Here is a 14,077-nt window from a genome sequence, read left to right as displayed (position 1 = left end):
GCTCCGGGTCAGGGAAAACCCTTTATTACACGCCAATAGTCGCGGGCCAAGTCGAAAAAAATCCGGCCGCGCTCGCCGACGCACGGAGCGGACCGCATTGCGACCGCTTCATGTCGCTTGCGTTTGGTTACGTTTGACAGAGAACAGAAAGCCCCGCTTCATCCGACCGCCGCACGATCCGGCGATATTTTGCGCGCCTGATGGCAAGTCACGCAGTTCAACATCAATCGATGAGGTGGGGTGATGATTTCGTTCTTCGGTAAGCAGCGGAAGATGGCCGCGATGGTGGCGGGCGCGCTGGCGCTCGCAAGCATGGGCGCGTACGCGGCGCAGCAGGACGGCAACAGTCAGGGCGAGAACGGCGGCCATGCGAGCCGCGTCGTGAAGCACGTGCTGCTGATCAGCGTCGACGGCCTGCACGAGCAGGATCTCGCGCGCTGCATCGGCGCGAACACGTGTCCGAACATCGCGGTGCTTGCCAAGAGCGGCGTGACGTACACGAATGCGTACACGCCCGGCCTGTCGGATTCGTTCCCGGGCCTCGCGGCGCTCGTGACGGGCGGTTCGCCGAAGACGGCCGGCCTGTTCTACGACGTGTCGTACGACCGCAACCTGTATGCGCCGAGCGACACGACGTGCTCGGGCAAGCAGGGCTGGAACGTCGTGTTCGACGAAACGACCGGCATCGACGCGATCAACGGCGGCAAGCTCGTGCACCTCGACGGCGGCGGCGCGTTCAACCCGCAAGCGATCCCGCATGCGCGCGTGGGCGGCCAGTGCGTGCCGGTCTATCCGCACAACTACCTGAAGACCAATACGGTGTTCGAGGCCGTGAAGGCCGGCGTGCCGAATGCGCATACCGCGTGGGCCGACAAGCATGCGTGGGGCTACGACTGGCTGAACGGCCCGTCGGGCGCGGGCGTCGACGACCTGATGCGCACCGAGATCAATTCGATCGACCCGGCGACGAACACCGACTACACGGACGTCTATTCGCACACCGCGCGCTTCGACAACCTGCACGTGCAGGCGCTGATCAACCAGATCGAAGGCCGCGATTCGACGGGCACGAAGAGCGCGCCGGTGCCGACGCTGTTCGGCGCGAACTTCCAGACGCTGAGCGTCGCGCAGAAGTCGCCGGTCGCGAAGGGCGGCGGGTATCTCGACGCGGACTTCACGCCGAACGGTCAGGTCGCCAACGCGATCACGTATGTCGACAACTCGATCGGTCATGTCGTCGCGGCGCTGAAGCAAGCCAACCTGTACACGTCGACCGCCGTGATCGTGACGGCGAAGCACGGCCAGTCGCCGACCGACCACACGAAGCTCGTGAAGAACGGCGACACGCTGTCGAAGCTGCTCGAGGCGAACAACTACCTCGACCCGAACGGCAACTTCGGCCAGAACAACACGACGACGGGCAATCTGAACGACGGGTCGGGCCTGGTCGGCACGGGCTTCGTGCAGACCGACGACGTCGGCCTGATCTGGCTGCGCGACCGCAGCCAGCGCACGGCCGTCGTGCAGACGCTGAAGGCGAATCTGGGCTGCAACGCGCCGGGGATCTGCGCGGACGGTTCGCAGGCCTACATCCTGTACGGCGCGGCGCTCGCCGAGCGCTTCGGCGATCCGGCCAACGGCCGCACGCCGGACATCATCGTCCAGCCGAATCCGGGCGTGATCTACACGTCGAGCACGAAGAAGGACGAGGAGCACGGCGGCAACGCACCGGACGACAGCCATCTCGGCCTGCTCGTGTCGTATCCGGGCATCCATCGCGCGCGCACCGTGAACGATCTCGTCGGCACGAAGCAGGTCGCGCCGACGATCCTCGAGCTGCTCGGCGCCGATCCGCGCCTGCTGCATGCGGTCGTGGCCGAGAACACGCGCGTGCTGCCGGGGCTCGGTATCGGGCGTTGAGCGTGACGGGCGGCGCGGCGCCGCGCTACCGGCGCCGCCATGCCGCCCGGGCTTGCCCGGCTCCGTATCATTCGAGCCTGTCCGGCTAAGCCGGACAGGCTCATCCGTTCGCGCATTCGTCGAGCATCCATTCCCTGAAGCGCCGCAACGCAGCGCTCGTCTCCAGGCGCTCCGGCGCGTAACACAGGTAGTGCCCTTGCGCGTCGACGTCGACGGGAGCGTCGAACGGTTCGACGAGCACGCCGGTCGCGAGATTGTCGACGATCAGGAAACGCGGCACGAGCGCGAGCCCGAGCCCGGCCTGCGCGGCCTGGATCAGCACCGAATACTGTTCGAAGCGCGGCCCCGACAGCGCGTTCATGTGTGCCGCGCGATGGCGTTCCGCCCACATGGACCATGCGATCTCCGCCTGCTCGTGTACGAGCCGCGGCGCGGATACCGCGTCGGCCGGCGTGCGCAGCGCATGCCGCGCCGCGAATTCACGGGAACAGACCGGCACGAACGTCCTGCCGTCCAGGTAATCGCAGCGGACGCCTTCCCATGCGCCGTCGCCATAGCGGATCGCCGCGTCGAGTCCGAACGGAAACACGTCGCCGTGAGCCAGATGGCGGCGAAAACTCAGCGTGACGCCCGGCGCGCAGGCCAGAAAGCGCGCGAGCCGCGGCACCAGCCACTTCGTCGTGAAGGTCGGCACGCTCGCGATCGTCAGCAGATCGCTGTTCTCGCGCGCGCTCAGCAATTCGATCGACGCGTTGCCGATCTCGCGCAGCGGGCCGATCACGCGCGCGTGATAGACCTGTCCGGCCCGCGTGAGCGCGAGATTGCGCCCCTCGCGCACGAACAGCTTGACGCCGAACAGCGTCTCGAGATTCGCGATCTGCCGGCTGACCGCGCTCGGCGTCAGGCCGAGCTCGCGGGCCGCATACGAGAAGTTCAGGTACTTCACGGAACTCGCGAACGCGTGCAGCTCCGCGATATTGGGAAACAGGTGCTTCACGGCGAACTATTCCTTGCGCGCACAGATCGATGCGGGCGTTGTACGTTTTTTTCATGACGATGCCATGTCGGATCCGCACACTGCGTCCGTCACGACAATGCATGCCGGTCCTGTCCGGCGGGCGTTGCGTGACCCATTCCGTGTCCGTCAGCGAGTTTCGCCATGCATCCGCCATCCGCTCCGGCCCTTGCCGAAGCTATTCCGATTCGTCGTAACAAACGGCCGCGCGCGTTGGCGGGACGCCTGCTGCTGCAGGCATTCGTCGCGGCCTTCGCGCTGTATCTCGCGTTGCCGATCGCGCTGCTGCTGATCGGCTCGGTCGGCCAGTCGTGGACGAACACGCTGCTGCCGTCCGGCGTCACGTCGCACTGGTTCGCGGATCTGGCCGCGAATCGCAGCTTTACCCGCGCATTCGGCGTGAGCCTCGTCGTTGCGCTCGCCTGCTGTGCGATCAATGCCGTGCTGGCGCTGCCGCTCGCGTATGCGCTGCATCACCGCGCACTGGCCGGCCGCGGCTTCGCGGCGCGCGTCGTGATGCTGATGCCGATCGCGGTGCCGGCGCTGACGCTCGGGTTCGGCTACATCGCGATCTTCAGCGGCGATGCGCTGCCGTGGCTCGGCACGCTGCCGCTGATGATCGCCGCGCATGCGGTGCTGACGCTGCCGTACCTGCTGCAGACGCTGCTGAGCGACCTGCGCCACCTGGGCCTCGCCCATCTCGAAGCATGTGCGGCGACGCTCGGCGCGACGCCGCTGCGCCAGTTCTTCACGATCGTGGTGCCGAACCTGCGGCACAGCCTGTTTTCCGGCCTCGTGATGGTCGCCGCGCTGTCGATCGGCGAATTCCAGATCTCGAACCTGATCGCGGGCTTTCGCTATCGCAACTATCCGATCGTGCTGCTGCAGGCGTTCTACGGCGCGTCGGGGATGGCCTGTGCGGCGACCGTCGTGCTGCTCGTCCTCGCCGTGTTCGCAACGCTCGCCTCCGTCTTCACCGTGCAACGCCTGAAGTGAAACCGTCATGAGTCTCGATTTCGAAAATGTCAGCTTTCAGTATCCGGGCGCCCGTCACGGCGTCGACGCGGTCACGCTGTCCGCGGCCCAGGGCGAACTGCTCGCCGTGATGGGCCGCAGCGGCTCCGGCAAATCGACGCTGCTGCGCCTCGCCGCCGGGCTGCTCGACGGCTACCGCGGCCGCATCGCGATCGTCGGCCGCGACATGGCCGGCGTGCCGGTGTGGCAGCGCGAGATCGGGATGGTGTTCCAGCACTACGCGCTGTTTCCGAACCTGTCGGTCGTCGACAACGTCGGCTATGGCCTGAAGATGCGCGGTATGACGGCGGCACTGCGCCGCCGCCGCGCGCTCGAGATGCTCGAACGCGTCGGCCTCGCGGCGCAGGCCGACCGCAGTACGGCGCTGTTGTCCGGTGGCCAGCAGCAGCGCGTCGCGCTGGCCCGCGCGCTCGTGATCGAACCGAAGCTGCTGCTGCTCGACGAGCCGCTCGCGGCGCTCGATGCCGGCATTCGCCACCAGTTGCGCGACGAGATTCGCGCGCTGCAGCGCGCGTGCGGCGCGACGACGCTGCTCGTCACGCACGACCAGGACGAGGCGCTAAGCATGGCCGATCGCGTGGCGATCGTCGACAGCGGGCGCGTGCTGCAGGCCGGCACCCCGCGCGACCTGTACGAGCGTCCGGCGACCGCGCAGGTCGCCCGCTTCGTCGGCCATTCGACGCTGCTGCGCGGCCGCGTGCTCGCGCACGGCGCGGTTGACGTGCGGTTCACCACGCTGTGCGCGGATACGGGCGCGCACCGGCCGGGCGACACGGTCGACGTGCTGGTCCGGCCGGAACACCTGCAGCCCGATCCGCCCGAACACGTCGCGAACCGCATCGACGGCCGGGTCGGCGACGTGCGCTATTTCGGCGCGACGCAGCGCTTCGACTTCGTGCCGGCCGGTGCGACCGACGCACTGCTCGGCGAAGGGCGCGAGCTGCCCGTGCGCTGCGTGTCGATCGAGCCGCGCCACCTGCTCGTGCTGCCCGCCGTGTAAGCGCGGGCGACCCTATTCATTCAACGGAGAATCGAGATGTCTGCACGCCGCCACTTCCTTCATGCCACGCGCCGCCGCCTGCTGGCGCTCTGCGCGTTCGCGGCCCTCGCGCCGGCGCTGGCCCATGCCGCGCCGGCGCTGGCCCATGCCGCGCCGTTGTATCCCGGCGAGGACACGCTGTACGAGAAAGCCGCCGACGAAGGGCTCGTCGTGTCGTTCGACACGGGCCCGGAATGGGCGAACTGGAAATCGCTGTTCGCCGAATTCCGCAAGCGCTACCCGAAGGTCGAGATCACGTACAACGACATCGGCTCGGCGGCAACGGTCGTCGCGCTCGACAAGTCGCGACGTCGCCCGCAGGCCGACACCGCGTACTACTTCGCGGCGTCGGCGCTCGATGCGACGGCCAAGGACGTCGTCGCGCCGTTCAAGCCGGTCAATTTCGACAAGCTGCCGCCGGTGTTCCGCGCGGCCGACGGCCGCTGGTTCGCCGTGCATTCGCTGAACATCGCGCTGCTCGTCAACCGGAAGCTCGTGAAGAACGTGCCGCAGCGCTGGTCCGACCTGCTGGAGCCCGAATATCGCAATGCGGTCGTCTATCTCGACCCGCGTTCGACCGGGCAGGGGCAGGTCGCCGTGTTCGCTGCCGCCTATGCGAACGGCGGCAGCGTCGACAACCCGAAGCCGGGCGCGGAGTTCTTCGGCAAGCTGAAGCAGGCGGGCAACGTGCTGCGCGTCGAGGGGACGACGCCGTACGCGAAGTTCGTCAAGGGCGAGATTCCGATCCTGATCGGCTACGAGAACGACGGGCTCAAGGCCAAGTACACGGACGGCATGGGCGACGCGGCCGACGTCGTGATTCCGCAGGACGGCAGCGTATCGGCGCCGTACGCGATGAGTCTCGTGAAGAACGGCCCGAACCCGGCCGCCGCGCAGTTGTGGCTCAACCTCGTGATGAGCGATGTCGGCCAGGCGCTGTTCGCGCAGGGCTACGTGCGCCCGGCCGTACCCGGCACGCCGGTCGCGCAGGAGGTTGCCGCGAAGCTGCCGAATGCGCCGCAGGTGCGTCCGCTCGACGTCGCGAAGGCCGCGACGCGCAAGGCCGAGGTCGACCAGCTCTGGTCGCAGGCCACGCTCGGCAAGTAAGGGGAACGGGATGCGGGTCTCGTCCATGCAGCGCGGCGCCCTGCGCCGCTACGGCGCGGTGCCGGCGGCCGGGCTGTTCGCGGTGTGCTTCGCGCTGCCGCTCGCCGCGCTCGTCGGCGCCGCGTTCGACGGCGGCGGTCGTGCGTTCGCCGCGGTATTCGGCGATCCGCTCGTCGCCGACGCAATCGTGCGTTCGCTGGCGCTCGCGATCGGCGCCGGCACGCTGTCCGTCGCGGTCGGCGTGCCGGTCGCGTTCGTGCTGGCCGGGCAGTCGCCGGCGCGCCGCCGCTGGTCGCTCGCGCTGCTCGGCGTGCCGCTTGCGTTCTCCGGCCTCGTGATCGCGTACGGCTTCATCCTCGTGTTCGGCCGCGCCGGTTTCGTGACGACGCTGCTGGCGTCGCTCGGCGCGGATCCGACCGTGGTCGGCGGCGCGATCTACACGATGCCGGGGCTCGCTTTCGCGTACGCGTACTACCTGATCCCGCGCGTCGCGCTGATCCTCTACCCGGCGCTCGCGAATCTCGATCGGCGGCCGCTCGAGGCGGCGCTGACGCTCGGCGCACGGCCGTGGCGCGCGTGGTTCGACGTCGCGTGGCGCGAGCTGTGGCCGTCGATCGCGTCGGCGTGGTGCCTCGTCAGCGCGATCGCGCTCGGCACGTACGGCACGGCGCTCGCGCTGGCCGGCACGCAGATCAACATCCTGCCGCTGCTGATGTACCTGAAGCTGTCCGACGGACAGACCGATTTCTCGCAGGCCGCCGTACTGTCGATCGTGCTGACGGCGCTCTGCACCTGCGTTCTTGCATTGGGGGAAGGACTTGCACGGCAACGACATCATTGAATGGTCGAACCAGGCGCGCGACGCGCTGGACCAACTTACGCAACGGCAGCGCGGCGCCGACCGGCATCGGATGCCGGTCGGCGTGATCGGCCCGCGCGATGCGACGGACGCCCAGCTCGCCATCGCGGAGCGAATCGCGCACGGGCTCGCGGCGGCGGGCGTCGCGATCGTCGGCGGCGGCAAGCAGGGCGTGATGGAGGCCGCCGCGCGCGGCGCGCATGCGGCGGGCGGCTGTGCGATCGGGCTGCTGCCCGAGGACGATGCGCAGCACGCGAATCCGTATCTGAGCGTCGCGCTGCCCACCGGGCTCGGCATCACGCGCAACGCGCTGATCGCTCGCGCGTCGCTGTGCCTGATCGCGGTCGGCGGCGGCCTCGGCACGCTGTCCGAGATCGCGCTCGGGCTGCAATGGGGCAAGCCGGTGTTCACGATTTGCGACGCGCCGCAGGTGGCGGGCGTCGAGAACTTCGACGAAGCGGACCTGCTCGTCGCGCGGGTCGCGCAGTGGCTGTCCGGTTCGGCGTAGGTCGGCATTCCGGCCCGCGCGCATGGCGCGCTCGCCCGGCCGGCGCTCCGGCTTCACTTCACCGCAAACAGCGTCAGGTTCATGAAGATCTTGAACGCATAACCGAGCGTGACGGCGCCGGCCACGCCGCCCGCCCACAGCACGACGAACCACATCCAGCCGCGCATTCGCGGCCGGGGCGCCACGGGCGGGCGATCGGCGGAATCAGTGGTGGTAGTAATGCTGGTCTTCATGGCGCACCTTCCCTCGGAATACCCAGTAACCCATCGTCGTGTAGGCGATGATGATCGGCAGGATAACCGCTGCGCCGACCAGCGTGAAGGTCTGGCTGGAACGCGGCGCCGCCGCCTCCCAGATCGTCATCGTCTGCGGGATCGCATACGGGAACAGCGTGACGAGCAGGCCGACGTAGCCGAGCAGCACGAGCGCCAGCGCGAGCACGAACGGCGTCATGTCGTGCCGGTCGCGCACCGCGCGACGCATCCACACCGCGCACCCGGCGACCAGGAACGGCACCGGCAGCAGGCGCCAGAACAGCCCCGAATCGAACCAGCGCTGCGCGATGGCCGGATCCTGCAGCGGCGTCCACAGGCTGACGACAGCGATGAAGCCGAGCAGCACGACGGTTAGCGGCCACACGACCCGATGCAGCCGGCGCTGCAGGTCGCCTTCCGTCTTCGCGACGAGCCAGCAGCAGCCGAGCAGCGCATAGGTCACGATCAGGCCGAGGCCCGTCAGCAGGCTGAACGGGGTGAGCCAGTCGAACGCGTCGCCCGCGAACACGCCATCCTTCACGTTGATGCCCTGCAGGAACGCGCCGAGCGCGATCCCCTGGAACAACGTCGCGCCGGCCGAGCCGCCGATGAACGCGAGATCCCACAGCTGCTTCGTGCGTCGCGCCTTCGCGCGGATCTCGAACGACACGCCGCGGAAGATCAGGCAGACCAGCATGAAGATCAGCGGCAGGTACAGCGCCGACAGCACGGTCGAATAGACGATCGGGAACACTGCGAACAGCCCGGCGCCGCCGAGCACGAGCCACGTCTCGTTGCCGTCCCACACGGGCGCGACCGTGTTCATCATCAGGTCGCGTTCCTTCTCGTCCGGGAAGAACGGGAAGACGATGCCGATGCCGAGGTCGAAGCCGTCGAGCACGACGTACATGAAGAGCCCCAATGCGATGATCGCGGCCCAGATTACGGTGACGTCCATAGGTTTTCTCGTTTGCTGATGGGGTGGGCTCAGACGGTCTCGATCAGCTCGTCGACGGCCGACATCGGGCGGCGCGCGGTGTGATCGGGGCGCGTGTCGGGCGTGTCGTCGTGCTTCGCGTCGGGCAGCGCGGGGCCGGCCTTCATCAGCTTCAGCATGTAGTACACGCCGGTGCCGAACACGAGGAAGTACACGATCACGAACGTCATCATCGACAGGCTGACCTGCTGCACCGACAGCGGCGACACGGCCTGCGCGGTGCGCATCACGCCATACACGACCCACGGCTGGCGGCCCGCTTCGGTCGTCACCCAGCCCGCGAGCAGCGACACGAAGCCGGTCGGGCCCATCGCGAGCGCGAAGCGCTGGAACCACTTCGATTCATACAGGCGGCCGCGGCGGCGCAGGAACCACGCGAGCGCGGCGAGGCCGATCATCGCGAAGCCGAGGCCCACCATGATCCGGAAGCTCCAGAACACGACGGTCGAGTTCGGGCGGTCCTCGGGCGGGAATTCCTTCAGCCCGCGGATCTCGCCGTCCCAGCTGTGCGTGAGGATCAGGCTGCCGAGGTGCGGCACCTTCACCGCATAGCGGGTCGTTTCCGCCTTCATGTCCGGAATGCCGAACAGGTTGAGCGGCGTGCCGCCCTTCTCGGTTTCCCACAGCCCTTCGATCGCGGCGATCTTCGCGGGCTGGTGCTTCAGCGTGTTGATGCCGTGCTGGTCGCCGATCAAGGCCTGCAGCGGCGCGAGTACGAGCAGCAGCCATAGCGCCATCGAGAACATCTTCTTCACGCCCTTGTCGCGGCGGCCCTTCAGCAGGTGCCATGCACCCGTCGCGGCCACGACCAGCGCGGCGACGATGAACGCGGCGATCGCCATGTGGAACAGGCGATACGGGAACGACGGGTTGAAGATGATCGCGAACCAGTCGGTCGGCACGACGCGGCCGTCGACGATCTCGAAGCCCTGCGGCGTCTGCATCCAGCTGTTCGACGCGAGGATCCAGAACGTCGAGATCAGCGTGCCGATCGCGACCATCAGCGTCGCGCCGAAGTGCGCGCGCGGGCTCACGCGGTTCCAGCCGAACAGCATGATGCCGAGGAAGCCGGCTTCGAGGAAGAACGCGGTCATCACCTCGTACATCAGCAGCGGGCCGGTGACCGAGCCGGCGAAGCTCGAGAAGCCCGACCAGTTGGTGCCGAACTGATAGCTCATCACCACGCCGGAGACGACGCCCATCCCGAACGCGACCGCGAAGATCTTCGACCAGAACAGACAGAGGGTCTTGTAGTACTGCTTGCCGGTCTTGAGCCAACGATATTCGAGCACGGCGATGAAGCTGGCGAGGCCGATGCTCAGCGCCGGAAAGACGATGTGAAAGGAGACGGTGAACGCGAATTGCAGGCGGGCCAGATCGAGGGCCGAAAGTGCGGTGTCCATACCAGATGACCGAAGCTGACGATACCCGCCGGCGGGTGCCGGCGGACCCCGGCCGACAGGCGGCGGGGTTGGCTGGAGTATGTGCCGCGATGTTGCACCGCGAAATGCGCCAACTCGTCGCAGATGTCCAGCCTGCCGCGCGCGAATTCGGGATAAATCGTTGATTCGTATCAAGAAGGCCGTTCGCGGCGCGTGCGGCCGCGGCGTGGCGGTCTGACGCACGTGCGGCAATATGGCGCGTCGCGTCATCGGAACGATTCGACACGCACGCCCGTACCGCGCGGAACCCCCGGGGTGCCACCGTGCGCGGCCGATCCGTTTCGACGCGTTAGCGTGTAGCGCGGGCGACCGCGCGGGAGGGGCGTGGCGGGTGGGGGCCGCGGCTCGACCGTCGGCACGCGCTGCGTGAATTGCGTACACTCTGAGTCTCGTTTCGGCAGGGCCGGGCGCATCGGTTCCGGTCCGCGTTTACTCAGGGCAAAGCGATGATCGATTTACGCAGCGATACCGTGACACGTCCGAGCCAGGCAATGCTGGCCGCGATGACTGCCGCCGAAGTCGGCGACGACGTATGGGGTGACGACCCGACCGTGCTGCGCCTGCAGGCGGCCGTGGCCGAGCGGACGGGCAAGGAAGCCGGCCTGTTCTTCCCGAGCGGCACGCAGAGCAACCTGGCCGCGCTGATGTCCCATTGCGAGCGCGGCGACGAGTACATCGTCGGCCAGCTCGCGCACACCTACAAGTACGAAGGCGGAGGCGCGGCCGTGCTGGGCAGCATCCAGCCGCAGCCGATCGAGAACGCGCCGGACGGCACGCTGCCGCTCGCGAAGATCGCCGCGGCGATCAAGCCGATCGACAATCACTTCGCCCGCACGCGCCTGCTCGCGCTCGAGAACACGATCGGCGGCCAGGTCTTGTCGGAAGGCTATGTGCAGGAAGCCGTCGCGTTCGCGCGCAGCCGCGGGCTGTCCGCGCACCTCGACGGCGCGCGCGTATGCAACGCGGCCGTCGCGTCGGGGCGCCCGATCGCCGAGTTGTGTGCGCCGTTCGATACCGTATCGATCTGCTTCTCGAAAGGGCTCGGCGCACCGGTCGGCTCGGTGCTGGTCGGCAGTCGTGCGCTGATCGAGCGCGCGCAGCGCTGGCGCAAGGTGCTCGGCGGCGGGATGCGGCAGTCGGGCATTCTCGCGGCGGCGTGCCTGTATGCGCTCGACCACAACGTCGAGCGGCTTGCGGACGATCATGCAAATGCCGCGCATCTCGCGGCAGGCCTCGCGCGCATCGAATCCGTTAAGGTGCTGTCGCATGCGACGAACATGGTGTTCGCGCAATTCCCCGAAGCCGATTGCGCGCCGCTCGAGGCGTGGCTCAAGGAGCGCGGGATCCTCACGCAGATGCTGTACGCGTCGCGCTTCGTCACCCACTGCGACGTGTCGCGCGCGGACATCGATACGTTCGTCGACGCGGTCGGCGCGTATTTCTCGCAGCGGCGCGCGTAACCGCCGAGAGCCGGGCCGTCACCGGCTCATGTCATTTCGACAGCGGCGCGAGCAACCGGCGCGCTGCTTCGACCACCCGCGCGGACAGCGACGCCATCGTCGGCGACTGCACGGTCCACGCGTGCCAGTACAGCGTGACGTCGGTCGGATGCGCGGGCGCGAGATCGACGAGCCCCTGCGCGTCGAGCGGCGCGGTACCGATCAGCGGCTCCGGCACCATCGCGTAACCGAGCCCGTGCCGCACCGCCGCGAAGTGCGAATGGGTGCCCGGCACGTAATGGCACGGGTATGCACCTTCCGGCAACCCGAACTTCTCCTTCAGGAACGACGACTGCAGCGTGTCGCGCCGCGAATACGCGACGACGGGCGCGTTGCGTGCGCTCGTGCGGTTCAGCCCGCGCGGAAACCAGCGCGCCGCGAACGCGGCGGCCGCGAGCAGGCGGTAGCGCATCGTACCGAGCGGCGTCGCGACGCAGCCGCGCATCGGCTTCGGCTCGGTCGTCACGCAGCCGACCGCCATCCCGCTTTCGAGCAGCGCGAACGTGTGGTCCTGATCCTCGACGATCAGCTCGAACAGGATCCGCTCGCCCGCGAGCACGGACGTCAGCGCGGGCAGGAACCACGTGCCGAGGCTGTCGGAATTCAGCGCGATCGTCACGGAGATCGGCGATTCGCGCTCGGTCGCGAGCGTGCTTTGCAGGTCGGCCTGCAGCAACGCGACGCGCCGCAGGTGCTGCAGCACGCGCTGCCCGGCCACCGTCGGGCGGCACGGCCGCGTGCGCAGCACGAGCGGCGTGCCGAGGCTCGCCTCCAGCGCGCGGACCCGCTGCGTGACCGCGGACGCGGTCACGTGCAGGCGCACGGCCGCCTGCTCGAAGCTGCCCGTGTCGGCGACGGCCAGCAGCGCGGCGGCCTGCTTCGGATCGATCGTCAGCGACATGTCAACGGAATTCCTGTGAACGGGGACGAGAACAGGCCGTAGTGTAAGGCAGCCCGCGCCGCCGTCCGGGCGCGGCGAATCGTCCCGCCGCGCGCCATTCGTCATCGGAATCGGTCGCCGTGTATGGGACGCCGGGGCGGCGCGTGCATTTTGATCTACGCTATATCAATGTGCGAAGCGCGGCAGGTGCGATGCCGGTTGCCCGGCGTCGATGTCATCATGTCGACGCCGGTGCCGGACGACGATGCGCAGCAGACGCAGCCGTAAATTTGCGGATCATGCGGCGCGGCGGGCATACGGACGGGGCGGCACTCGTGCTCGCGCATACGCGCGTCGGCGACGCACGGCACGTGGGCCGTACAACACCAACCTGAACAGGCGACGGAGCGACTTCGCGATGATCTTCCGGCAACTTTTCGACCCGCAATCGTCGACATACACGTATCTGCTCGCCGACCTCGCGTCGCGCGAAGCGCTGCTGATCGATCCGGTGTTCGAGCAGGTGCGCCGCGACGCGGCACTCGTCGACGAACTCGGATTGCGGCTCGTCGCGACCGTCGACACGCACGTGCACGCCGATCACGTGACGGGCGCGTGGCTGCTGAAGCAGCGCATGGGCAGCGCGATCGCGATCTCGGCCGAGAGCGGCGCGCAGGGCGCCGACCGCTACCTGAACGACGGCGACCGCTGCGCATTCGGCTCGCGCTACCTGACCGTGCGCGCGACGCCCGGCCACACGAGCGGCTGCATCAGCCTCGTGCTCGACGATGAATCGATGGCGTTCACCGGCGATTGCCTGCTGATCCGCGGCACGGGCCGCACCGACTTCCAGCAGGGCGACCCGCGCGCGCTGTATCGCGCGGTGCACGGCCGGCTCTTCACGCTGCCGGCCGCGTGCCTGCTGTATCCGGCGCACGACTATCGCGGGCTCACGGTGACGAGCGTCGGCGAGGAGCGGCGCTTCAATCCGCGTCTCGGCGGCGATCTCAGCGAAGACGATTTCGCCGGCTACATGCGCAATCTCGGGCTCGCGCACCCGCGCCAGATCGACGTCGCGGTGCCGGCGAACCTGCATTGCGGCGTCGCCGCGAACGCGCCCGATGCGCAGGCGTCGCCAGACTGGGCGCCGCTCGTCTATACGTTCGCCGGCTTCTGGGAAATCGATCCGCAATGGCTCGAGGATCATCTGCCGGCGGTGCAGGTCGTCGACGTGCGCGAACCGGACGAATTCACCGGCCCGCTCGGCCATTTGCCCGGCGCGATGCCGATTCCGCTCGGCGAACTGGCCGCGCGCACCGGCGAGATCGCGCGCGACCGGCCGGTCGTGACCGTGTGCCGCGCCGGCGGGCGGTCCGCGCAGGCGAACGTGATCCTGCTGAAGGCCGGCTTCGATGCGGTCGCGAATCTCGGCGGCGGGATGCTGCGCTGGCGCGCCGAAGGGCGCGTCGTGATGGACGGCCGGTCGTAGCGCCCGAGGCCGCGCAAAAAAAATTCCGGACTG

General features: G+C 68.4%; 13 protein-coding genes. 8 read left to right on the top strand and 5 right to left on the bottom strand.

Annotation, left to right across the window (positions count from 1 at the left end):
• Positions 1-243: 243 nt before the first annotated feature.
• The gene (locus BT264_RS19850) at positions 244-1,920 is read left to right on the top strand and encodes an alkaline phosphatase family protein (RefSeq protein ID WP_072440114.1); all 1,677 of its coding nucleotides are present in this window, start codon (positions 244-246) and stop codon (positions 1,918-1,920) included.
• 100 nt (positions 1,921-2,020) lie between these two features.
• Here the strand turns inward: BT264_RS19850 and BT264_RS19845 are convergent, their stop codons facing one another.
• The gene (locus tag BT264_RS19845; protein ID WP_072440116.1) at positions 2,021-2,917 is read right to left on the bottom strand and encodes a LysR family transcriptional regulator; all 897 of its coding nucleotides are present in this window, start codon (positions 2,915-2,917) and stop codon (positions 2,021-2,023) included.
• A 162-nt stretch (positions 2,918-3,079) separates the two neighbouring features.
• Between BT264_RS19845 and BT264_RS19840 the strand changes: the two genes are divergently transcribed.
• From BT264_RS19840 to BT264_RS19820, 5 genes are read left to right on the top strand one after another with little or no spacing between them, the layout of a single operon-like run.
• Positions 3,080-3,931, top strand: coding sequence for an ABC transporter permease (locus tag BT264_RS19840; protein ID WP_072440118.1), 852 nt, complete (start codon positions 3,080-3,082; stop codon positions 3,929-3,931).
• Positions 3,932-3,938: 7 nt separating this feature from the next.
• A complete protein-coding gene (locus BT264_RS19835; protein ID WP_072440120.1) occupies positions 3,939-4,970 on the top strand; it encodes an ABC transporter ATP-binding protein in 1,032 nt (343 codons plus the stop codon).
• 36 nt (positions 4,971-5,006) lie between these two features.
• Entirely contained in the window at positions 5,007-6,116 is a 1,110-nt protein-coding gene (locus BT264_RS19830) for an extracellular solute-binding protein (RefSeq protein ID WP_072440122.1), read from the top strand.
• A gap of 10 nt (positions 6,117-6,126) precedes the next feature.
• Positions 6,127-6,957 (top strand): ABC transporter permease, encoded by an 831-nt coding sequence (locus BT264_RS19825; RefSeq protein WP_072440124.1) that lies wholly within the window; start codon positions 6,127-6,129, stop codon positions 6,955-6,957.
• Positions 6,935-7,483, top strand: a complete 549-nt coding sequence (locus tag BT264_RS19820; RefSeq protein WP_072440126.1) for a TIGR00725 family protein — start codon at positions 6,935-6,937, stop codon at positions 7,481-7,483. The genes BT264_RS19825 and BT264_RS19820 overlap by 23 nt, the downstream gene beginning before the upstream one ends.
• A 53-nt stretch (positions 7,484-7,536) precedes the next feature.
• Here BT264_RS19820 and BT264_RS19815 read toward each other — a convergent pair whose 3' ends face one another.
• The 3 genes from BT264_RS19815 to BT264_RS19805 are packed head-to-tail and all read right to left on the bottom strand — an operon-like array spanning position 7,537 to position 10,137.
• Positions 7,537-7,716: a hypothetical protein gene (locus BT264_RS19815; protein WP_047902253.1), complete on the bottom strand. Its 180-nt coding sequence runs from the start codon at positions 7,714-7,716 to the stop codon at positions 7,537-7,539.
• Positions 7,688-8,695, bottom strand: a complete 1,008-nt coding sequence (cydB, locus tag BT264_RS19810; RefSeq protein WP_034187693.1) for a cytochrome d ubiquinol oxidase subunit II — start codon at positions 8,693-8,695, stop codon at positions 7,688-7,690. Before cydB ends, BT264_RS19815 begins: the two co-directional genes overlap by 29 nt.
• 29 nt (positions 8,696-8,724) lie before the next feature.
• Positions 8,725-10,137 carry a cytochrome ubiquinol oxidase subunit I gene (locus BT264_RS19805; RefSeq protein WP_072440128.1) on the bottom strand — a complete coding sequence of 471 codons (1,413 nt, stop codon included), beginning with the start codon at positions 10,135-10,137 and terminating at the stop codon, positions 8,725-8,727.
• Positions 10,138-10,622: 485 nt separating this feature from the next.
• Between BT264_RS19805 and ltaE the strand changes: the two genes are divergently transcribed.
• On the top strand, positions 10,623-11,636 hold the full coding sequence (gene ltaE, locus BT264_RS19800) for a low-specificity L-threonine aldolase (protein WP_072440130.1): 1,014 nt from the start codon (positions 10,623-10,625) through the stop codon (positions 11,634-11,636).
• Positions 11,637-11,667: 31 nt separating this feature from the next.
• Here the strand turns inward: ltaE and BT264_RS19795 are convergent, their stop codons facing one another.
• On the bottom strand, positions 11,668-12,576 hold the full coding sequence (locus BT264_RS19795) for an HTH-type transcriptional regulator ArgP (protein WP_072440132.1): 909 nt from the start codon (positions 12,574-12,576) through the stop codon (positions 11,668-11,670).
• Between the two features lie 397 nt (positions 12,577-12,973).
• Here BT264_RS19795 and BT264_RS19790 point away from each other — a divergent pair, with 397 nt between their 5' ends.
• On the top strand, positions 12,974-14,044 hold the full coding sequence (locus BT264_RS19790; RefSeq protein ID WP_072440134.1) for a rhodanese-like domain-containing protein: 1,071 nt from the start codon (positions 12,974-12,976) through the stop codon (positions 14,042-14,044).
• The last annotated feature ends 33 nt before the right edge of the window (positions 14,045-14,077 follow it).

The organism is Burkholderia sp. NFPP32, from assembly GCF_900119325.1.
GTDB lineage: Bacteria > Pseudomonadota > Gammaproteobacteria > Burkholderiales > Burkholderiaceae > Burkholderia > Burkholderia pyrrocinia_C.
This window is presented reverse-complemented; position numbering and strand designations above follow the sequence as displayed.